At 63.8% G+C, this 19,859-nt stretch carries 15 protein-coding genes and 1 other RNA gene; 4 read left to right on the top strand and 12 right to left on the bottom strand.

The window, feature by feature from the left end; genetic code table 11:
- Positions 1-25: 25 nt before the first annotated feature.
- The 3 genes from AC2CGW_RS14895 (at position 26) to AC2CGW_RS14885 (ending at position 2,875) form a co-directional block, all read left to right on the top strand.
- Positions 26-901 carry an urea transporter gene (locus AC2CGW_RS14895; RefSeq protein ID WP_484574235.1) on the top strand — a complete coding sequence of 292 codons (876 nt, stop codon included), beginning with the start codon at positions 26-28 and terminating at the stop codon, positions 899-901.
- 45 nt (positions 902-946) lie between these two features.
- Positions 947-1,783, top strand: a complete 837-nt coding sequence (locus tag AC2CGW_RS14890) for an ion transporter (RefSeq protein WP_186666735.1) — start codon at positions 947-949, stop codon at positions 1,781-1,783.
- Positions 1,784-1,876: 93 nt separating this feature from the next.
- Complete coding sequence (locus AC2CGW_RS14885; protein WP_054893642.1) at positions 1,877-2,875, top strand: sulfate ABC transporter substrate-binding protein; 999 nt, start codon at positions 1,877-1,879, stop codon at positions 2,873-2,875.
- A gap of 29 nt (positions 2,876-2,904) precedes the next feature.
- Here AC2CGW_RS14885 and recR read toward each other — a convergent pair whose 3' ends face one another.
- The 3 genes from recR to dnaX form a co-directional block, all read right to left on the bottom strand.
- A complete protein-coding gene (gene recR / locus AC2CGW_RS14880; RefSeq protein ID WP_054893641.1) occupies positions 2,905-3,507 on the bottom strand; it encodes a recombination mediator RecR in 603 nt (200 codons plus the stop codon).
- Between the two features lie 83 nt (positions 3,508-3,590).
- Positions 3,591-3,926: a YbaB/EbfC family nucleoid-associated protein gene (locus AC2CGW_RS14875; RefSeq protein ID WP_186666736.1), complete on the bottom strand. Its 336-nt coding sequence runs from the start codon at positions 3,924-3,926 to the stop codon at positions 3,591-3,593.
- Positions 3,927-3,988: 62 nt separating this feature from the next.
- Positions 3,989-6,049: a DNA polymerase III subunit gamma/tau gene (gene dnaX, locus AC2CGW_RS14870; protein ID WP_484574234.1), complete on the bottom strand. Its 2,061-nt coding sequence runs from the start codon at positions 6,047-6,049 to the stop codon at positions 3,989-3,991.
- A gap of 132 nt (positions 6,050-6,181) precedes the next feature.
- Here dnaX and AC2CGW_RS14865 point away from each other — a divergent pair, with 132 nt between their 5' ends.
- Complete coding sequence (locus tag AC2CGW_RS14865) at positions 6,182-6,940, top strand: substrate-binding periplasmic protein (RefSeq protein WP_186666738.1); 759 nt, start codon at positions 6,182-6,184, stop codon at positions 6,938-6,940.
- Here AC2CGW_RS14865 and AC2CGW_RS14860 read toward each other — a convergent pair.
- The 9 genes from AC2CGW_RS14860 to AC2CGW_RS14820 form a co-directional block, all read right to left on the bottom strand.
- The gene (locus tag AC2CGW_RS14860; RefSeq protein WP_186719770.1) at positions 6,934-8,874 is read right to left on the bottom strand and encodes a hypothetical protein; all 1,941 of its coding nucleotides are present in this window, start codon (positions 8,872-8,874) and stop codon (positions 6,934-6,936) included. The genes AC2CGW_RS14865 and AC2CGW_RS14860 overlap by 7 nt on opposite strands.
- 9 nt (positions 8,875-8,883) lie before the next feature.
- Positions 8,884-9,294 carry a hypothetical protein gene (locus tag AC2CGW_RS14855; RefSeq protein WP_186666740.1) on the bottom strand — a complete coding sequence of 137 codons (411 nt, stop codon included), beginning with the start codon at positions 9,292-9,294 and terminating at the stop codon, positions 8,884-8,886.
- Positions 9,295-9,400: 106 nt separating this feature from the next.
- On the bottom strand, positions 9,401-10,021 hold the full coding sequence (locus tag AC2CGW_RS14850; protein ID WP_484574233.1) for an SH3 domain-containing protein: 621 nt from the start codon (positions 10,019-10,021) through the stop codon (positions 9,401-9,403).
- Position 10,022: 1 nt separating this feature from the next.
- Positions 10,023-11,069, bottom strand: coding sequence for an N-acetylmuramidase family protein (locus tag AC2CGW_RS14845; RefSeq protein WP_186709316.1), 1,047 nt, complete (start codon positions 11,067-11,069; stop codon positions 10,023-10,025).
- 487 nt (positions 11,070-11,556) lie between these two features.
- An RNA gene (gene ffs / locus AC2CGW_RS14840) (signal recognition particle sRNA small type) lies at positions 11,557-11,653 on the bottom strand.
- A gap of 237 nt (positions 11,654-11,890) precedes the next feature.
- A complete protein-coding gene (gene ligA / locus AC2CGW_RS14835; RefSeq protein ID WP_186719788.1) occupies positions 11,891-14,221 on the bottom strand; it encodes an NAD-dependent DNA ligase LigA in 2,331 nt (776 codons plus the stop codon).
- Positions 14,222-14,468: 247 nt separating this feature from the next.
- Positions 14,469-15,353, bottom strand: a complete 885-nt coding sequence (gene zipA, locus AC2CGW_RS14830) for a cell division protein ZipA (RefSeq protein ID WP_054893632.1) — start codon at positions 15,351-15,353, stop codon at positions 14,469-14,471.
- 204 nt (positions 15,354-15,557) lie between these two features.
- A complete protein-coding gene (gene smc / locus AC2CGW_RS14825; RefSeq protein ID WP_426351866.1) occupies positions 15,558-19,046 on the bottom strand; it encodes a chromosome segregation protein SMC in 3,489 nt (1,162 codons plus the stop codon).
- A 3-nt stretch (positions 19,047-19,049) separates the two neighbouring features.
- The gene (locus tag AC2CGW_RS14820) at positions 19,050-19,709 is read right to left on the bottom strand and encodes a GntR family transcriptional regulator (RefSeq protein ID WP_186711743.1); all 660 of its coding nucleotides are present in this window, start codon (positions 19,707-19,709) and stop codon (positions 19,050-19,052) included.
- Positions 19,710-19,859: the final 150 nt, after the last annotated feature.

Here is a 19,859-nt window from a genome sequence, read left to right as displayed (position 1 = left end):
CTTTCACTCACCTTGCCGACTGCCCATGTACACCAAGAATTTCGTCAACCCGTGCCCCGACTGGGCCACGGCACTGCTCAATGGCTTCAGCCAGGTGCTGCTGCTGCGCAGTCCCTTGTGCGGCCTGTGCTGCCTGCTGGCCATCCTCCTCACTGCGCCCGACCTGGTCGGCGGCGCGCTGCTCGGCGCACTGGCCGGCCTGCTGACCGCGCAACGGCGCGGCTATGAACGCGCCGACCGCCAGGCCGGATTGTATTGCTACAACGGCGTGCTGATCGGCGTGCTGATCTGCGCGGTGCTGCCCTGGTCAGCGATCCTGCCGCCACTGATCCTCGCCGCCGGTGGCCTGTCGAGCATCCTCACCCACCAGTGGCGCAAGCGCGGCGGCACCTTGCTGGTCGCCTACACCGCGCCCTTCGTGCTGCTCGGCTGGATCATCCTGCTGGCGGCCGAACCCTTGGCCATCCCGCAGGCCGCGCCCGACCCGTTGCACGGCGTATTGCGCGGCCTGGGCCAGATATTCCTGCTGGACGAGCCCCTGGCAGGCCTGCTGATCGTGTTAGGGATGCTGGTCGCCAACCCCTATGCGGCGCTCTGGGCCCTGCTCGGCTCGACCATCGGCGGCGGTGCGGCATTGCTGGCCGACCAACCTGCGGTGGCCTGGATGGGGCTGTATGGCTTCAATGCGGCGCTGGCCGCCCTGGCGTTCAGCCGCCAGGGCGAGCGCCCCTGGATCCCCCTGCTGGCCATCGCCTTGGCGCTGTTGCTGCAAGCATTGTCCAGCCTGTGGCCGCTGCCGGCGCTCACCGCCCCGTTCGTCATCGCCTGCTGGCTGATGCACCTGGGCAGCCGCCTTGTGCAACAGGGGCGGCGGCGCAGCGCGCAGCGCTTGCACGGCTGAGAAGCAGGCCCTAGGCTCACCCGCAACGCATAACGGAACGAGCCCATGAACACCCCTGCGAGCCTGCGTGAGCGGCTCTATGTGATCGTCTTCCAGACCGACACCGTCGCTGGAAGACGCTTCGACAAGATCCTTCTGCTGATCATCCTGGCCAGCCTGGTCACCGTCATCCTCGACAGCATCGACGATGTGCACCGCAATTATTCCGGCCTGCTGGCCGGCATCGAGTGGGGCTTCACGGCGATCTTCCTCGCCGAGTACCTCACCCGCCTGTACTGCTCGCCCAAGCCGCTGCGCTACGCGTTCAGCTTCTACGGCCTGGTCGACCTGCTGGCCATCGTGCCGGGGATCATCGCCCTGTACTACAGCGACGCCCAGTACCTGCTGATCATTCGGGTGATCCGCATGCTGCGGATCTTCCGCGTGCTCAAGCTCAGCCCCTACCTCAAGCAGGCGCACTATCTGCTCGAGGCGTTGCGCGGCAGCAAACAGAAGATCATCGTGTTCCTGGTCAGCGTTTCGACCCTGGTGACCGTGTTCGGCACGCTGATGTACGTGATCGAAGGGCCCGAGCACGGCTTTACCAGCATTCCCAAGGGCATCTACTGGGCCATCGTCACCCTGACCACGGTCGGCTTCGGCGACATCGTGCCCAAGACGCCGCTGGGCCAGGTACTGTCCTCGCTGGTGATGATCATCGGCTACTCGATCATCGCAGTGCCCACCGGGATCTTCACCGCCGAGCTGGCCAACGCCATGCGCGGCGAACAGCTGCGCCACGATTGCCCGACCTGTGCCAAGAAAACCCATGAGCCGACGGCGGCATTCTGTTCGCGCTGTGGCAATGCGTTGTTCCCCAAGACAGTGACCGAGCAGGCATAAGCAAAGTCTGTTTTGATCTTTAATGGCTCAAGAACCAAAGGTTATAGTTGCTGGCACATTGCCAAACTTTCACTCACAACAAGGAACGCCCCTGTGAAAAAACTCTTCAGCGCCTCGCTGCTCGCCGCAGGCCTGGCTCTCGGCAACCTGGCCCAGGCCGCGCCGACCCTGCTGAACGTCTCCTACGACGTGATGCGCGACTTCTACAAGGACTACAACCCGGCGTTCCAGAAGCACTGGGAAGAAGAGCACAAGGAGAAGGTCAATGTGCAGATGTCCTTCGGCGGTTCGAGCAAACAGGCGCGGGCGGTGATCGACGGCCTGCCGGCCGATGTCATCACCATGAACATGGCCACTGACATCAATGCCCTGGTCGACAACGGCAAGCTGGTGCCGGACAACTGGGTTACCCGCCTGCCGAACAACAGCGCGCCGTTCACCTCGGCTACCGTGTTCATCGTGCGCAAGGGCAACCCGAAGGCGCTGAAAGACTGGCCGGACCTGCTCAAGGATGGCGTACAGGTGATCGTGCCCAACCCCAAGACCTCGGGTAACGGCCGCTACACCTACCTCTCGGCCTGGGGCTACGTCCTCAAGCAAGGCGGCGACGAAGCCAAGGCCCGCGATTTCGTCGGCAAGCTGTTCAAGCAGGCACCGGTGCTCGACACTGGCGGCCGCGCTGCCACAACGACCTTCATGACCAACCAGATAGGCGACGTGCTGGTCACCTTCGAGAACGAAGCCGAGATGATCGCCCGCGAGTTCGGTCGTGATCAGTTCGAGGTGGTCTACCCAAGCGTGTCGGCGGAAGCCGAGCCGCCGGTGAGCGTGGTCGACAAGGTCGTCGAGAAGAAGCAGACCCGCGCGGTGGCCGAGGAATACCTCAAGTACCTGTGGTCGCCGGCAGCCCAGGAAATCGCCGCACAGAACTATCTGCGCCCGCGTGATGCCACGGTCCTGGCCAAATACACCGACCGCTTCCCGAAAGTCGACTTCCTCTCGGTGGAGAAGACCTTTGGTGACTGGCGCACCGTACAGAAGACCCACTTCAACGACGGTGGCGTGTTCGACCAGATCTACACCAACAAGTAACTGGCTTGGGGCGCGCTGCGCCCCAACACTTACAGCGAGATAGGACGGCGCCCGGCAAAGGCATGCGCAAGCGTGCCACCGTCCACCAGCTCCAGCTCTCCGCCCAGCGGTACGCCATGGGCGATCCGCGAGGCAGTCAGGCCCTTCTCGGCCAGCAACTGGGCGATGTAATGCGCCGTCGCCTCGCCTTCCACCGTGGGGTTGGTCGCCAGGATCACCTCGCTGAAGGTGCCCTGCTCCTCGATCCGCGCCATCAGTTGCGGAATTCCAATCGCCTCCGGGCCCAGGCCGTCGAGCGGCGATAGGTGCCCCTTGAGCACGAAGTACCGACCACGGTAGCCGGTCTGCTCTACCGCATACACATCCATCGGCCCCTCAACCACGCACAGCTGGGTGTCATCGCGGCGAGGATCGGCGCACTGCGGGCACAATTCCTGCTCGGTCAGGGTGCGGCACTGGCGGCAATGGCCAACACCCTCCATGGCCTGGCTCAGGGCCTGGGCCAGGCGCGTGCCGCCGCTGCGGTCGCGCTCGAGCAACTGCAGGGCCATGCGCTGGGCGGTTTTCTGGCCGACACCCGGGAGCACACGCAGGGCATCGATCAGTTGGCGGATCAGGGGGCTGAAGCTCATGTAGGCAGGCCTGTCAGTGGTACAGAATGAAGAAGGGAGCAGCGATCAGCCGATCGTGCTCCCCATGTGCTGCAAACCGTCGATCAGAACGGCATCTTGAAACCAGGCGGCAGTTGCATGCCGGCGGTCATGCTGCCCATCTTGTCCTGGCTGTTCTGCTCGACCTTGCGCACGGCGTCGTTGAGTGCGGCGGCGATCAGGTCCTCGAGGACTTCCTTGTCGTCCGGATCGGTGGTCATCAGGCTGGCGTCGATGTTGACGCGCTTGACGTCGTGACGACCGGTCATCACCACGCTGACCAGACCTGCACCGGACTGGCCGGTGACTTCTGCGTTGGCCAGCTCTTCCTGCATCTTGGCCATTTTTTCCTGCATCTGCTGAGCCTGCTTCATCAGGCCGGCCATGCCACCTTTCATCATGGGAGAATCCTCGATTGGGTCGTATGTGCGGCCGGCACGAGGCCGGGCGCAAGGGGTTCGCTTCACTGCCCAGGGTTTGCCAGGGCCGCGTCTACAGGTTCGATTGTATCGTGCCGCACCCGGGCGCCGAACTGCTTGATCATCTGCTGGATGAGCGGGTCCTGCTCGATCGACAGCTCCGCATCGTGCTGGCGCTCGGCGCGCTTGCGCGCGGCGGCCTGGGCCGGGGTTTCCTGCTCGGGGCGAACCAGCTCGATCTGCAGGCGCAGCGTACGCCCCAGATGCTGGTTGAGCGCCTCGTTGAGCCGGCGTTGCTGGGTGCTGTTGAACAACGCACCCTGGCCTGGGTCCAGGTGCAGCAGCCAGTCATCGCCATCGGCGCTGATCAGCGTACAGTTCGCGGCGATGTTGCCTGTCATACCGGAGACAGGCAACTGTGGGAATAATTCCAGCCATTGCAAGGCCAGGCCCGTGGCCGGTTGCGCCGCGGGCAGAGGCTCGGGCGCCGCCGCAGGGGCGTCTTCCTGGATATGCTCGGCGAGCTCGTCCAGGTAGCTGAAACCTGCCGGATCGGCTTGCGGTGCGTAATAGTCGTCATCCGGGCCGTCGTCGTCACGCTCCATGCCGACCGACGCATAGGCCGACGGATCGAAGGGCGGCTCGTCGTAGTCCGGTTGCTCGCCAGCAGGCTGCGCGACAACGGCCGGGGTGACCGGCGCCGGGGCTGCGACGGGCGGGGAAGGTTCTTCCCATGGCAGGTCGACCACTGCCTCTGGCGGCGCAACGGCTGGCTCGGGCTCGGGTTCAGGTTCGATCGCAGGGGCCGGCTCCGGCGCCACAGCGGGCGCAACAGCAGCGACCGGCTCGGCGGCGGGCGCTTCCTCGACCACTGGTGCGGGCGGCGCAACAGGCTCAGGCGCAGCGGCAACCACGGAAGGCTCGGCAACCACGGCCGCAGTTGCCACCGGTTTGGCTGGATCAGCTGTGGCCTGGCTGATCCCCACCGGCTTTAGCGCAGGTTTCGGCGCGTCATCGGTATCGGCCGGACGGAACGCGAGCATACGCAGCAAGACCATCTCGAAGCCACCGCGCGGATCCGGCGCCAGCGGCAGGTCGCGCCGACCGATCAGGCCCATCTGGTAGTAGAACTGCACATCCTCGGCCGGCAACGCGCCCGCCAGGGCCAGCACCTTGTCGCGATCGCCCTGGCCGTTGTCCACCGCTTCGGGCAACGCCTGGGCGATGGCGACCCGGTGCAGCACGTTGAGCATCTCGGACAGCACGCCGTTCCAGTCAGGCCCCTGCTCGGCCAAGGCGCGCACCGCCTCGAGCAGCGCCCGGGCATCACCTTCGAGCAAGGCCTGCAGCACGCCGTACACCTGGCCATGATCGAGCGTGCCGAGCATCGCCCGCACATCGGCGGCCAGTACCTTGCCCTCGCCGAAGGCGATGGCCTGGTCGGTCAGGCTCATGGCATCACGCATCGAGCCGTCGGCGGCGCGGCCAAGCAGCCACAGGGCATCTTCCTCGAATGGCACGTTCTCGGCACCGAGCACGTGCGTGAGGTGCTCGACTACCCGCTCCGGGCTCATGTTCTTCAGCGAGAACTGCAGGCAGCGCGAAAGAATGGTGGCCGGCAACTTCTGCGGATCGGTGGTGGCGAGGATGAATTTGACGTACGGTGGCGGCTCTTCCAGCGTCTTGAGCAAGGCGTTGAAGGAGTGGGTGGAAAGCATGTGCACTTCGTCGATCAGGTAGACCTTGAAGCGTCCGCGGCTGGGCGCGTACTGCACGTTGTCGAGCAGTTCACGGGTGTCCTCGACCTTGGTGCGGCTGGCGGCGTCGATCTCGATCAGGTCGACGAAGCGGCCTTCGTCGATTTCCCGGCATACCGAACAGGTGCCGCAAGGTGTGGAGGTGATACCGGTCTCGCAGTTCAGGCACTTGGCGATGATCCGCGCGATGGTGGTCTTGCCGACCCCGCGGGTGCCGGTGAACAGGTAGGCGTGATGCAGCCGCTGGTTGTCCAGGGCGTTGATCAATGCCTTGAGCACATGGGTCTGGCCTACCATCTCGCGGAACGAGCGCGGGCGCCATTTACGTGCAAGAACCTGATAACTCATCAAAAAACCATCGCAGCCTGATCGAGCGGAAGATCGCTAATGCTAGCGGAGCGGGGGCAAAATTGCACCCTGCCAGGCTCGTCTAGACTTTGGACGCTGCCGGTGAACATAGAAAGTCCAAGGAGGATAGACGTGCGGCGACTTCTCGCCATCCTGTTGCTATGGTGCTCCACCGGCCTTGCCGAGCAGCCTGTGCTGCGCTTCTCCGTCGCGGAGAGCTGGAGCATGCCGTTGATGCGCACCGAGGGCGATGTGCCGGTGGAAGGCATTCTCTTCGACCTGATCCAGGCCCTGGCCCGTGAAGCCGGGGTGCGCCCGCAATACCACGTAATGGCACGCCTGCGCCTGGAGCAGGCCATGGCCGATGGCGACATCGACGTGCGCTGCTACGTGGCCAGCAACTGGCTCAACGAACGGCCCGGTGAGTTCATCTGGAGCGTACCGCTGATCCATCAACGCGACCTGCTGGTCGGGCGTGCCGGCGACAGCCTGCCCGGCGGCCTGGCGCAACTGCCCACACAAGCCATCGGTACGGTGCTGGGCTACACCTACCCGGCCCTGGACCCGCTGTTCGCGCAGCGTCTACTGAAGCGCGAAGACAGCCGCAACCAGGACCTGGCCCTGCAGAAACTGCAAGCCAGCCGTTATCGTTATGCGGTGAGCAACCAATTGTCGCTGCAATGGTTCAACCGCCAGCAACCCCGGGAGCAGCGCCTGCGCCCGCTGGCCTTGCTGGAAGCGCAGGACCTGGGCTGCATGGTGCGCAACGACCCGGCCATTCCGGCTCAGCAGGTGCTGCGCGCCTTGGTGCGCCTCAAGCAGTCCGGCGAGATCGAACGGATCATCGAACGCTACACCCGGGTGCAGGAGGCGCTGTCGGTCGATCAGTAGCCGTGCGACTCGCGGAATTTTTGGCCCTTGTGGTAGGCCACCCACTCGTCCACATCGTAGGGCAGATAGAGATGGCGCCGGGCACGCGACAGCGCGATATACACCGCACAGACCCGGTTGTCGAAGGCGTAGGCATCCTTGAACGGGTTCAGCGCCATCAGCTCCTGGGTCAGCAGCACGTGGTCGAACTCCTGCCCTCCGGCCTCCTGCGCCGGCATCAGCAACAGGCTGCCCGGCTGATTGGAGAAGCGTGCCGACAAGGCGTTGAGTTCGGCAATCCGAAAACCGTCCTGCAGCCGCGCCTCGACCCACAGGAATGACTCGTCGAAGCGATTGTCCTCATGCACTTGTCGCCAGTTCAGCGCGTGGGCGAAATAGGCGTGCGTGTCCTGGCCATCGCTGCCCGCGCCATAAAGGTCGGCACGGAACAACTGCACGGCGCTGGACATGAAACGCTGCATCCCAACGTTATCGGAGAAGCCCACCCGGCACTGGTTGTCGGCCAGTTGCATGGCCCACTTCATCGAATCCCAGGGCGACGCGGTGAGCACCACACAGCCTTGCGGTGGCACGAAATCGAGGGGGTAGTACTCGATGCCGACATCCACGCTGCCGGCGCCTTCGAAGGCGAGCTTGGATTTTTGCGAATGCACACCGATCAGCGGGTTGATCAGCCGCTCCACTTTCGGCCCGCAACGCACCGAGAAGGCGATATCGCGCTGGCGCACCTGACGCGCGCGGCGCAGTCCGGGCCCGTCGGCACGCTGGTATTCGTCACCCAGCGTGATCAACACCTGGCGGCCCCGCTCGATGATCTGCAACAACGGGCCAGGCATGTCCTGGCTCTCGTCGACGATTACATGGCTGTAGCGGTTCGGCACACTGTGGCCAGCGAGGCTGGCGCGCTTGAGCAGCAGCAACGTGGGGAAGCCGGTCTGGCGATCCCAGGCAGGGTTGTCCTGCAGGTAGGCCCACAGGCGGCTGGCGTATTCGAGCAGCACCTGGCTGTCCAGCCGCGAAAGCGCCTGAGCGAAGTGCGGCAGGTGGCGCGCGGCGAGGCTGTGATCGCGTGACTCGCAGTAGTTCTTCAGCAGCTCCAGGCAGATATCCAGGGTCTTCTCGCCGTCGTACTGGCGAAAGCCCAGGATGTTCAAGGTTTCGGCCACCGCACGCTTGCCCGGCAGGCGTGCCGATGCGCGTGCGGCAGGCCGCCCAGGCACGCTCAGCAGGGCTTGGGCAAACTCGGCGAACGTCTTGCCAGCCTTGGAGCCTTTTCCAATACGCCGCCGCAGGGCGTCGAGCTTGCCGGGCGTGCGCGCCAGTGCCAGCACCCGCCCCCTGGGCAGGCAATCGATAAGCGCTCCCAGCAGGTAGCTCTTGCCGATGCCCGCATAGCCCTGCACATGCAGGTCCTCGTCAGGGTTGGCGCGCAGCACTCGCAGCAACTTGTCTTGTTCGCGGGTCAGCCAGCGCTCTTTATCGAAGCCTGTGATGGCTTGCTGGCTGAACGGATTGTGGCGCGGGTGGCGAAGCGACCTGAAGCGCATGTCCCAGGTGCCGTCTTCCAACAAGTATTCGCGCTGCGCCACCTCCTCGGCCCCCAGCAGTTGCAAGCGCGAGCCCTTGATGACCTCCAGGCCGAAATACAGCTTGCGCGCATCGAACAGCCGGCGCGCCTCGGACCCCAGCCCCACGCCCGGCGAATGCGGACCCTGCACCGACCACTGCAGCAACTTGGCCAGCACCTTTTCCGCTGCCGCAGGGTCGAGCACCTGCTCGCGCGCCTGGGACAGGTTCTGGATCACCAGCACCGCCGCCAGCTCCGGATCGCTCAACCCATCAAGCCCGGAGGCGTCCTCGAGCAGGCCCTGGCACACCTCCAGGGCGACGGGAAGATACACGGTGTCGGCGAAGTCGTAATGTTCAGGTTGCATGCGCGCAGGTCATTCGCTGGTGTCGGGATTGGCTTCAAGTTCATAGGCGTAGGCACCCAGCGAGCCGGACATGCCGCCCGGATAGACACGCCGCGCGTCATTCTCGCAGCGGGCTTCGGCAGCCAGCGCGCTATCGAGTTCGTGCAGCGCCATTTCCAGCAGCTTGCGCAGGTCCTGGGCATTGCGCGCCGAAACGCTCAGGCGAAAATCCAGCCCCGGTGCCTGATCGACTGCTGCTATGGTGTCGGCTGCGGGCGTGGCTTCGCCAAGGATGCGCTCGTGTTCCTCTTCCATCTGGTCGAGTACTTTCGAAAGCTCAAGGGTGCGCTCGGGGTGCGAGGCCATCTGGTCCTTGATCTCCAGGCGGCGCGCTTGCCAGTCGCGGATGCGCTGGCGGGTCAGATCGTCAACCTGATCCATGCTGATGGCCTCTCTCAGAAATGGGTGGGCTGCGAGAGGCGCATCATAAGCCTGTTTGCCGATAAATGCAGGTACGGCGGGCTCGGCCCGTCACCCGCGCACAGCTTCAGCCCTTGGGTGCAACGAGTCGGCTGTACTGATCCTGACTGATCCAACCCGTGAACGAGCGGTCGTCCTGGTTGATGAACTCGACTTTGGCCCAGCCGTCCTTGAACGCCAGCACGCCCACTACATCGCCCTTGACGATATAGGGTCGTTTGCTCGCGCTGCTGCCCGCCTGCTTGCGCAGATAGGCCTTGTCGGCAGTGACCGTCAGCAGCGCGATCCAGGGCTTTTCCGCATAGCGGCTGAGCTCCAGCCCCGTGGCGATCTCCGGCATCAGCACACTGACGCAGCCGGGATGCTCGCGGCCGCGTGCCACGGTGAGGGTGACGCCATCGCCCGTGGCCGCCAGGCTGCCGGGGAAGGTCTGATCTTCCCAGGTGGCCAGCGCAACCGCCCCATCGCCGCTGATCTGCCCCTTGAGGTAGAAGGTGCAATGCCGGGTCACACCTTCGCCAAGGGTCTCGGAATAGTAGCCCTCCACCTGGCGATCCGGCGTGACCGCCAGCATCAGCGCATCGTATTGCCCAGGCTTCAGTACGGCGGCGCTTGCATGAACAGACCCGGACAATCCCAGCAGTGCGGCGGCCAGAACAGTCAGTCGGCGAGAGAAACTCTTTGCCATGTCACTTCTTCCCTTCAAGTGCTTCGTAGGCCTTCTTGATACGCACGTCATAGTCGCCGTAATCCTTGCCGTTGTAACTGGCGGCCATGCCGGCGTAATCCTTGTTCTTCGCCGCCTTGATAAACGACGGGTTCTTGCTGCAGAAACCGAGGAAGGCTTTGAGTTGCTGCCCGGCATTGAGTTTCATGGCCGCGACGAATTCGAACACATTGGCATGTCCGCAATCGGCGAAGTTGAAACCCATGATCTGGAACATACCCCAGGACGCCGACTTCAATGCCGCCTCCTGATCCAGCCCAAACGCCGTGGCCATGGTTTCCCAGGCCTTGGTCTGGTCTTTGTTATTGGCTTGCCACTGCGGGCCGGCTTTCTTCTTGTACTTGTACGAGAGCAGCGGATGAGTCTGGTCGTACTTGTGCTTGGTATAGCGCTGGAAGTGATGCCCCTCGAAGGCGATCACCGGCAGCTTGGCCGGCCCAAAACCCGAACGACCACCCGACTCCACCGTGGCGAATGCCTTGATCAGGTTGGCTGAAATCCCGTTGCCCAATTGAGTCGCGGCGTTCTGGAAGTCGCTGTCGCTGAGCGTCATGCCGCCATCGCACGTGACCTGCAGCACCATCTGCCGATTGCGCCGCTCGGCTTCGATTACCGCGCGCATCCGGTCCAGGTAATGATTGACCGTGGCCTGCACCTGGGCGTCGACATTATTGGCGAAGACATTGATGAAGGTTGGCAGGCGCAGCGCGGGAATCAACTTGACCGGTACTCGAACAGCCTCCTCGACCAGGCTGTTGAAGGTGCGCCCATTCGGATCGACGACCCCGTCTGGGTGCGCGTACTTGAGATGACGAAACTGGTACTGACTGATGCGCTGTACCAACTGCCCGTCGCAACGACCATTCTCGGGCAACGGAAAACCGAGCCGCGGAATGAGTAGATTGAACAGGTACTGGATACATTGAACATCGGCGGGCAAGTTTCGGGCTTTACCGGGCGTGCCTACCGAAGCGCTGATAAGACTGGGCAAACCTTGCAGGCTTTTCATTCAATGCGTCCTTGCTCGTCATAAATTGATATCAGATCAATATCACTCAAGTGTCACTGTCATATTTTGAAATATATGGCGGACGCAAACTAACAAGGGTGTTTTCAGTTGTCCAGAACCGGACCTCAAGGCTGTGAAGCAGTCTTCACCCACAGCGAAACCGCCCATGGGTCAACGGATGGTTGCATGATGCAACCAAAGATGGTTGTACTACGCAACCATTCCTGGCGAGACCTCAACAATGATCGACCCCGCCCGGCATCTCTACGAATCGCTGGGCTTCGAACTGACTCATGAAGAGCAAGGCAGCCAATGGGGCTCGACGGTTACGGAACAGCAGTTCACGCGTAAACGTTGACAATGGGACCAAGTGGCGGGGTAAGCAAAAGCAGGGAGGGCTAGGCGTACGGTGCGTAACGCTTTGGATCACCAGGCGGTGAAAAGCGAAAGCCGTTCGAGAGCAGGACTTCGAGAGAAATGGAGGCGGCCCCACCAGCCACACCCCGGCACTCGATGTTCCCGCTGTGGCTGCTCCCTTCCGGGCCTGACCAGGTTAACGGGTAATCAATGCGGGGGGACCGGTGGGGCCACCATAACGCAGCTCATCAGGTGACGAGCCGCGCCATTGTACCGTTACGGGGGGAAGTTACAACCTTTGACGGCAAAAAAACCATCATTTCTCAAGGACTTGTCCGCCAGGGATGAGGTTCTCGGGAATTTGTGCCGGCCTCATCGCGGGACGAGCCCGCTCCCACAGGATAAATGTATAGGCGCACCTGTGGGAGCGGGCTCGTCCCGCGATGAGGCCAGGGCAGGCAACATCAGACCGTGATGCCCTGCCCCGCCAGGAAGGCGACGAAGGCCTCTTCGTCCAGCACCTTGACCCCCAGCTCACTGGCCTTGGCCAGCTTCGACCCCGCCCCCGGACCTGCCACCACGCAGTGGGTCTTGCCGGACACGGAGCCCGCCACCTTGGCGCCGAGGCTTTCCAGCTTGTCCTTGGCGATGTCGCGGCTCATGCGCTCCAGGGTGCCGGTCAGCACCCAGGTCTGACCGGCCAGGGGCAGGCCCTCGGTGGTTTTCTTCTCGCTGTGCCAGTGCATGCCGAACGCTTCGAGCTGGGCTTCGATGGCGCGGGCGAGTTGCTGGTTGGCCTCGACCTTGAAGAACTCGCGCACGGCATCGGCCTGCTTGGTGTTCAGGGCCTGGCGCAGGTCGATGCCGTCGGCGGCGATGATCTTGTCGAGGGTGCCGAGCTTGTCCACCAGCTTCTCGGCGCCGGTCGGGCCGACCGAGGGGATGTCGAGCTTGGCGATCATCCCGGCGAGGGTGGTGCTGGCGGCGAACTCCGCCGCCAACTCGCCTTGGTCCTGCAACTGCATGCCGCTGTCGAGCAGTTGCTGGATGACCTGGCGGTTGTGCGCATCCTCGAAGAAATTGTGGATCTCGTAGGCGACTTCAAGGCCGATGTCCGGCAGGTAGGTCAGCACCTGCGGCAGTGCCACCTGCACCCGCTCCAGGCTACCCAGGGAGCGAGCCAGGACCTTGGCGGTCTCCTCGCCCACATCCGGGATGCCCAGGGCGAAGATGAAGCGCGCGAGCGGCGGGCGCTTGCTCGCCTCGATGGCTTCGAGCAGCTTGCGGCTGGAGACCTCGGCGAAGCCCTCCAGGTCGACGATCTGCTCGAACTGGAGCTTGTACAGGTCTGCCGGCGAACCGATCAGCCCCTCGTCGACCAACTGCTCGACGCTCTTCTCGCCAAGGCCGTCGATATCCATCGCCCGGCGCGACACATAGTGAATGATCGCCTGCTTGAGCTGGGCGCCACAGGCCAGGCGGCCGACGCAGCGATACACCGCCCCTTCGCTGGTGGTTTCCTTGCCCTTGCTGCGCTTGACCAACTGGGTGCGCTCGACCTGCGAGCCGCACACCGGGCAGGCGCTCGGCACTTCGACCGGGCGGGCGTCATCGGGGCGACGCTCGAGCACTACCTGCATCACCTGCGGGATCACATCACCGGCACGGCGGATGATCACCGTGTCGCCGATGCGCAGGCCCAGGCGGGCGATCTCGTCCATGTTGTGCAGGGTGGCGTTGGACACGGTCACCCCGGCCACCTTGACCGGCTTGAGACGGGCGACCGGAGTGACCGCGCCGGTACGGCCGACCTGGAACTCGACGTCCAGCACCTCGGTGAGTTCTTCCATGGCCGGGAATTTATGGGCGATGGCCCAGCGCGGCTCACGCGCACGGAAACCCAGTTCGCGCTGGGCCGCCAGGCTGTTGACCTTGAACACCACGCCGTCGATCTCGTAGGGCAGCGCGTTGCGGCGGGCGCCGATGTCCTGGTAGTAGGCCAGGCATTCTTCGATGCCGGCGGCGTGCTTGAGCTCAGGGCTGATCGGCATGCCCCAGACCTTGAGCTGCTCGAGGATGCCGATATGGCTGTCGCCGACGCTCGCTGAAGTCTGGCCGATACCGTAGCAGCAGAATTCCAGCGGGCGGCTGGCGGTGATCTTCGAGTCCAGTTGACGCAGGCTGCCAGCGGCAGCGTTGCGCGGGTTGGCAAAGGTCTTGCCGCCGACTTCGGCCTGAGCGGCATTGAGGCGTTCGAAGCCCGCCTTGCTCATGTACACCTCGCCACGCACTTCGAGCACTTCGGGCCAGCCGCTGCCATGCAGCTTCAACGGGACGTTGCGGATGGTGCGCACGTTGGTGCTGATGTCTTCGCCGGTCGTGCCGTCGCCACGGGTGGCGCCTTGCACCAGCTGGCCGTTGCGGTACAACAGGCTCACCGCCAGGCCATCGAGCTTGGGCTCGCAGCTGTAGTCGACCGCCTCGGCCTGGTCGAGCCCTTCGACCACACGCCGTCCGAATTCGCGCAAGTCAGCCTCTTCGAAGGCGTTGCCCAGGCTGAGCATGGGGATCTCGTGGCGCACCTGGGTAAAGGCGGCCAGGGCTGCACCGCCGACACGCTGAGTGGGCGAGTCGGGGGTGATCAGGTGTGGGTTCTCGGCTTCCAGGGCCTTGAGTTCGTTGAACAGCCGGTCGTATTCGGCGTCGGGCACACTGGGCTCGTCCAGCACGTAGTAGCGATAGTTGTGCTGGTCGAGTTCGGCGCGCAGTTCGTGGATTCGGTTTTCGGCGTTCATCTTTCAGGTCTCTTGCAAAGCAAAAGAGCAGCCTGGGTGATGCCGGCGCGGATCGGGATGCTGTTCAGCATGTACTGACCTCATCACCGGACAAGCCGGACGCCGCACCGCCGCTCCCACAGACAATCGTGTATATGTGGGAGCGGCGGTGCGGCGTCCGGCTTGTCCGGCAATGGGGCCGGCACAGGCAACGACATCTGCCGAACCGACCAGCAATCCCCATGGGCTGCTCTTGAGTCTGGATCTATCAGCGCTTCTGGGTCAGCGCACGGCGCTCGAACTCGACGATACGCTGGCGGTAGTGCTCGATGGTCTGCGCGGTCAGTACGCTGCGCTGGTCATCCTTGAGCTCACCGTCGAGCTCATGGGCCAGCTTGCGCGCGGCGGCAACCATCACGTCGAAGGCCTGCTTCGGATGACGCGGGCCGGGCAGGCCAAGGAAGAAGCTGACCGCACGGGTGCTGAAATGATCGATGTCATCCAGGTCGAATATGCCTGGCTTGACCGCGTTGGCCATGGAGAACAGCACCTCGCCGTGACCGGCCATGCTTTCGTGGCGGTGGAAAATGTCCATCTCGCCAAAACGCAGGCCGCTTTCCAGGATGTTCTGCAGCAACGCCGGGCCCTTGAAGCCACCTTCGTCACGGGAGATGACGCTGATCACCAGCACCTCTTCGACCGGAGGCAACTCCTTGGCGGCGTTGTTGCTCGTGGCGAAACCGCTGTTGCGGTTGTTGTCGGCACTGAAGTCGTCATCGCTGTCGGCGAACAGGTCCGGCTCGCGCGGTTCAGCGACCAGGTTCAGGTCGCCCTGCTGCGACTCGGCAGCAGCACGCTTGCCACGCTTGGGCGCCTTGGCCGGCTTTGGCTCGCGCTCGCGTTCCCGGGCCGGAGCGCTCATCGACGGCAGGTCGGTTTCGTCCAGCTCCGGCTCTTTGTGCGTGTCCAGGACGCGCGCAGGGCCAAGCACCTCGGCACTGCCCTCGTCGTCCGGGAGGTTGGAATAGCTACGATCCAGGCGGAACTTCAACTTGCCCTTGCCGCCGCGCATGCGGCGCCAGCCGTCGAAAAGAATACCGGCGATGACAATGATGCCGATGACGATCAGCCACTCGCGCAGACCGATTTCCATGTAATCCCGTGCCTCTATAAAAATATGCTTGAAAACAAAGGCTTCAAAGCCCTTTAACACGTGGCGCCAACTCTATGTTCTGACAGGCGTTTTACCCACGCAAAAAACGAGTGACATTAAGCTAGCACGACCAAAGACAACTTTACACCGTCTGTCGCACATGCAAGGCGCATTTGCCTACAGATATCGCCCAATCTTCGCGCATCAGGCGTCAACCATGGCCATGGCCTCCTCCACATCAACTGCAACAAGACGTGAACAACCGGGCTCATGCATGGTGACCCCCATCAATTGATCGGCCATTTCCATGGCAATCTTGTTATGCGTAATGTAGATGAACTGCACGGTCTCGCTCATTTCCTTCACCAACCGGGCGTAACGCCCGACGTTGGCATCGTCCAGCGGCGCATCGACTTCGTCGAGCATGCAGAACGGTGCCGGGTTCAGCTTGAAGATGGCGAACACCAGCGCCAATGCGGTCAGTGCCTTCTCGCCGCCGGACAGCAAATGGATGGTGCTGTTCTTCTTGCCCGGCGGGCGCGCCATGATCGTCACCCCTGTATCGAGTAGATCTTCGCCCGTCAGTTCCAGATAAGCGCTGCCGCCACCGAAAACTTTTGGGAAAAGTGCCTGCAATCCGGCGTTTATCTGATCAAAGGTATCCTTGAAACGGTTTCGGGTTTCCTTGTCGATCTTGCGGATGACGTTCTCGAGCGTCTCCAGCGCCTCGACCAGGTCAGCGTTCTGGGCATCGAGATAGCGCTTGCGCTCGGACTGCTGCTCGTACTCCTCGATTGCCGCCAGGTTGATCGCGCCCAGGCGCTGGATCCGCGCTTCGGTCTGCTCCAACTCCTGCTCGGTCCCCTGCTCGCTGGCCTCGGGCTCGAGCGTGGCGAGCACACCCTGCAGGTCGTAACCGTCGGCAAGCAGTTGCTCTTGCAGGGTCTTGCGCCGCACATCCAGGCCCTGGGACTCCAGGCGTGACTGCTCCAGTTGCCCGCGCAACAACTGGGCCTGCTGTTCAGCCTGGGCACGGCGCTTTTCGACGTCGCGCAGCTCGCGATCGGCCTCGTCCATGTGCAGGCGCGCCTGGCGCATTTCCTCGTCGACACTCATGCGCCGCTCGAGCAGCTCTTCGAGCTTCAGACGCAACTCTTCCAGCGGCGCCTCGCCCTCTTCGAGGTTGAGGCTCAACTGCTCCTGGCGCTCGCTCAGACGCGCGGCCTGCTGCTCAAGACGCTCCAGGGCCTGGCGCGTGGAGTCGTGCTGGGCACGCAGGGAACCCAGGCGCACTGCCAACTGGTGGGCGTGGTCCTTGTGCTGACGGGCCTCCTGGCGGACGCGGTCGAGGGTTTCGCGCAGGGTGTCGCGACGGGCCATCAACTGTTCGCGCTGCTCGGTGTCCTGGGCCATGAGGTCCAGGGCTTCCTGCAGCACCAGGCGTGCTTCGCCCAGTTGCTCATGCTCCAGGGCGCGTTGCTCCTGGAGTTCGGCCAGTTCTTCCTGCAGGCGACGACGGCGCAACTCCAACTGCTCGGCACGAGCACGCCCGGCAGACAGGCTCGCCTTCAGTTCGCCAAGCTGGCGACTTTCGTCCTGGCTGCGGCGACGCAGTTGCTCGCGCTGTTCTTCCTGGTCGAGCTGTTGCTCGCGAAGGCTTTCCAGTTGCTGCGTGAGCTGTTCGAGCAATGCCTCGTGCTCGAGTTGCTCGTGGCCGAGGCGCTCGATCTCCTGCCCGCGCGCCAAAACACCGCCCTGGGACTCGCCACCACGGCTGACTCGCAGGAAATGCCGACCGACCCAGTAGCCATCGCGGCTGACCAGGCTGTGTCCCTCTCCAAGCGTGGCGCGCAGGGCCAGGGCCTGCTCCAGGGATTCGACCGGCTTGACCTGGCCGAGCCAGGGTGCCAGATCGATGCGTCCGTCGACCTTGTCCAGCAGGCTGCCGGGCAGGCGCGCACCCTCGCCGCTCGCCTGCAGCAGGCGCAGGTCGCCCTGCTCCAGGGCGGCAAAATCAAGTGCAGCAAAATCGTCCACCAGCACCGCCTGCAGGTCGGCACCCAGTACGGTCTCCACCGCCAGCTCCCAGCCGGGCTCCACACGCAGCCCTTCAGCCAGGCGCGGACGGCTGCCCAAGCCCTGCCCCTGCAGCCATTCAGCCGCGCCACTGCCGGGTTCGAGAGCCGCTTGCTGCAGGGCCTCCAGTGATGCCAGACGCCCGCCCAGGCGCTGCAATTCACCCTGCTGTTGCTGCTGGGCCTGGGTCGCCTGCTGCAGTTGCTCGCGCACCGCCTCAAGCCGCTCGACCACCTGCTGTTCCTGCAACTGCAACGCTTCGAGCTGCAACTCGCTGCCCGCCACCCGCTCCGACAGTTCGAGCATGGCGGCGTCCTGGGGATCGGCGCCCAGTTGCTGGTTCTCTTCACTCAGCTTGCGCTGGCGCTCGGCCAGACGCTCCAGGCTGCCCTCCAGTTGCTGCAGGCGTGCCTGCTGGACCTCGGCCTGACGCCGCGGCTCGGCGGAGCGGGTGTTGAAATCATCCCACTGGGCCTGCCAGCCATGCATGCCCAGCTCAGCCTCTTCAAGCGTCGCAGCGGACTCTTCGGCAGCGGCGAGGGTCATTTCCTGCTCGGGCTCGAGCATCGCCAGATCCTCGGCCAGGGTCGCCAGCAAGGTGCGGTCGTGGCCCAGGTGCGACTCTGTTTCCAGGCGCGTGCGCTCGGCTTCCTTGAGATCATCCTGCAACTGGCGCAGACGCTGCTGGCCGTGCTGGATGCTCTGCTCGACCCGGGCGATATCGCCCGCTACGGAATAGAAGCGCCCCTGCACCTGGTTGAAGCGTTCGGACAGCTCATGGTGCCCGTCGCGCAGGCGTTCGATGCTGGCATCGGCGTTGCGCTGCTCGGCCACCAGCGCCTCGAAGGCCACCTCCTGGTCACCGATGATGCTTTCGCGCTGACGCACGCGCTCATCCAGTGCGCGCCAGCGCAGTGCCGACAAGCGCGCCTTGAGTTGGCGCTCCTGGGCCTTGTATTCGCGGTATTTCTCGGCGGCCTGGGCCTGGCGATGCAGGCGTTCGAGCTGGCGCTCCAGCTCTTCGCGCAGGTCGGTCAGGCGCGCCAGGTTCTCCTGGGTGCGGCGGATGCGGTTCTCGGTCTCGCGGCGCCGCTCCTTGTACTTGGAGATGCCCGCCGCTTCCTCGATGAAGTTGCGCAGCTCCTCGGGCTTGGCCTCGATCAGCTTGGAGATCATGCCCTGTTCGATGATCGAGTAACTGCGCGGGCCAAGGCCGGTGCCCAGGAAGATATCGGTGATATCACGGCGGCGGCACTTGGTGCCGTTGAGGTAGTAGGTGTTCTGCGCGTCGCGGGTCACCTTGCGACGGATGGAGATCTCGGCATAGGCGGCGTATTCACCGACCAGGGTGCTGTCGCTGTTGTCGAACACCAGCTCGATGCTCGCCTGGCTCACCGGCTTGCGCCCGGAGGAGCCGTTGAAGATGACGTCGGTCATCGACTCGCCACGCAGGTTCTTCGCCGAGCTTTCGCCCATCACCCAGCGTACGGCATCGATGATGTTGGATTTGCCGCAGCCGTTGGGCCCGACCACCGCCGCCATGTTGCTGGGGAAATTGACCGTGGTGGGGTCGACGAACGACTTGAACCCGGCCAGGCGAATGCACTTGAGGCGCATCGGTCAGGCCCGCACCAGCGCGGCCAACACCAGCTCGCAGCTGCGTTGACAATAGGCGATCAGCACCTCGCGGATACGCGGCAGGTCGCGCAGCAGCACCGCCTCCAGCAGGCGGGCGAACAGGTCGAGGTAATCGTCCATGCTGGCCTGGCGCTGATCCAGTGCCAGGTAGTAGGCGCGGCTCATGGCCGGCTGCAGGTTCTCCACGGTCTCCTGCAGGTAAGGGTTGGCTGCGAAGGGGAAGGCGGCGCGCATGACGGCGAAACTTTCGGCGACGAACGCCTTGATGTCCAGGTTACTGCGGGCCTCGTGCAGGCGCTGCTGGATCTCCAGGAACGGCAGCAGGTCGGTCTCGCTGCGCCACTGCTGGGCGACGGCGTTGCCCAGCAGGATGTACAGCTCGCCCATGAGGCTGCACAAGCTGCGCACACTGTGCTCGTCGAGTTCGGTGACATGGGCACCACGGCGCGGCAGGATCGCCACCAGATGACGACGTTCAAGTATCAGCAGCGCCTCGCGTACCGAGCCGCGACTGACATTCAGGGCCTGGGTGACCTTCTGCTCCTGGATGCGCTCGCCGGGTGCGAGCTCGCCGCGGATGATCCGCTCGGCCAGGTAGTGGGCAATTTGCTCGGAGAGGCTGTCCGGCGCCTTGAACGTCATGATTTTCCTTCGGAATCGAAAACAGGGCACAAAGGCGCGATTGTAGCGCACTCGCCGGGCTTGCGCGCAGCGGCACACGAGGCTTTGTGCGACCTGTCGGTCAGTCGCAGTGCCCGGCGCGATCTATGCTTGTAAAAAGGCAGGGTTGGG

The sequence above is a fragment of the Pseudomonas sp. SYWMCR5 genome (genome assembly GCF_057197165.1).
This window is presented reverse-complemented; position numbering and strand designations above follow the sequence as displayed.

Bases quoted from the DNA above. Each gene is read 5' to 3' on its own strand.
- AC2CGW_RS14860 (WP_186719770.1), bottom strand. From the start codon at position 8,874: ATGCAACCTGAACATTACGACTTCGCCGACACCGTGTATCTTCCCGTC.
- ligA (WP_186719788.1), bottom strand. From the start codon at position 14,221: ATGAACGCCGAAAACCGAATCCACGAACTGCGCGCCGAACTCGACCAG.
- AC2CGW_RS14850 (WP_484574233.1), bottom strand. From the start codon at position 10,021: ATGGCAAAGAGTTTCTCTCGCCGACTGACTGTTCTGGCCGCCGCACTG.
- AC2CGW_RS14890 (WP_186666735.1), top strand. From the start codon at position 947: ATGAACACCCCTGCGAGCCTGCGTGAGCGGCTCTATGTGATCGTCTTC.
- smc (WP_426351866.1), bottom strand. From the start codon at position 19,046: ATGCGCCTCAAGTGCATTCGCCTGGCCGGGTTCAAGTCGTTCGTCGAC.
- AC2CGW_RS14875 (WP_186666736.1), bottom strand. From the start codon at position 3,926: ATGATGAAAGGTGGCATGGCCGGCCTGATGAAGCAGGCTCAGCAGATG.
- zipA (WP_054893632.1), bottom strand. From the start codon at position 15,353: ATGGAAATCGGTCTGCGCGAGTGGCTGATCGTCATCGGCATCATTGTC.
- AC2CGW_RS14855 (WP_186666740.1), bottom strand. From the start codon at position 9,294: ATGGATCAGGTTGACGATCTGACCCGCCAGCGCATCCGCGACTGGCAA.
- AC2CGW_RS14845 (WP_186709316.1), bottom strand. From the start codon at position 11,069: ATGAAAAGCCTGCAAGGTTTGCCCAGTCTTATCAGCGCTTCGGTAGGC.
- recR (WP_054893641.1), bottom strand. From the start codon at position 3,507: ATGAGCTTCAGCCCCCTGATCCGCCAACTGATCGATGCCCTGCGTGTG.
- AC2CGW_RS14895 (WP_484574235.1), top strand. From the start codon at position 26: ATGTACACCAAGAATTTCGTCAACCCGTGCCCCGACTGGGCCACGGCA.
- dnaX (WP_484574234.1), bottom strand. From the start codon at position 6,049: ATGAGTTATCAGGTTCTTGCACGTAAATGGCGCCCGCGCTCGTTCCGC.
- AC2CGW_RS14820 (WP_186711743.1), bottom strand. From the start codon at position 19,709: ATGACGTTCAAGGCGCCGGACAGCCTCTCCGAGCAAATTGCCCACTAC.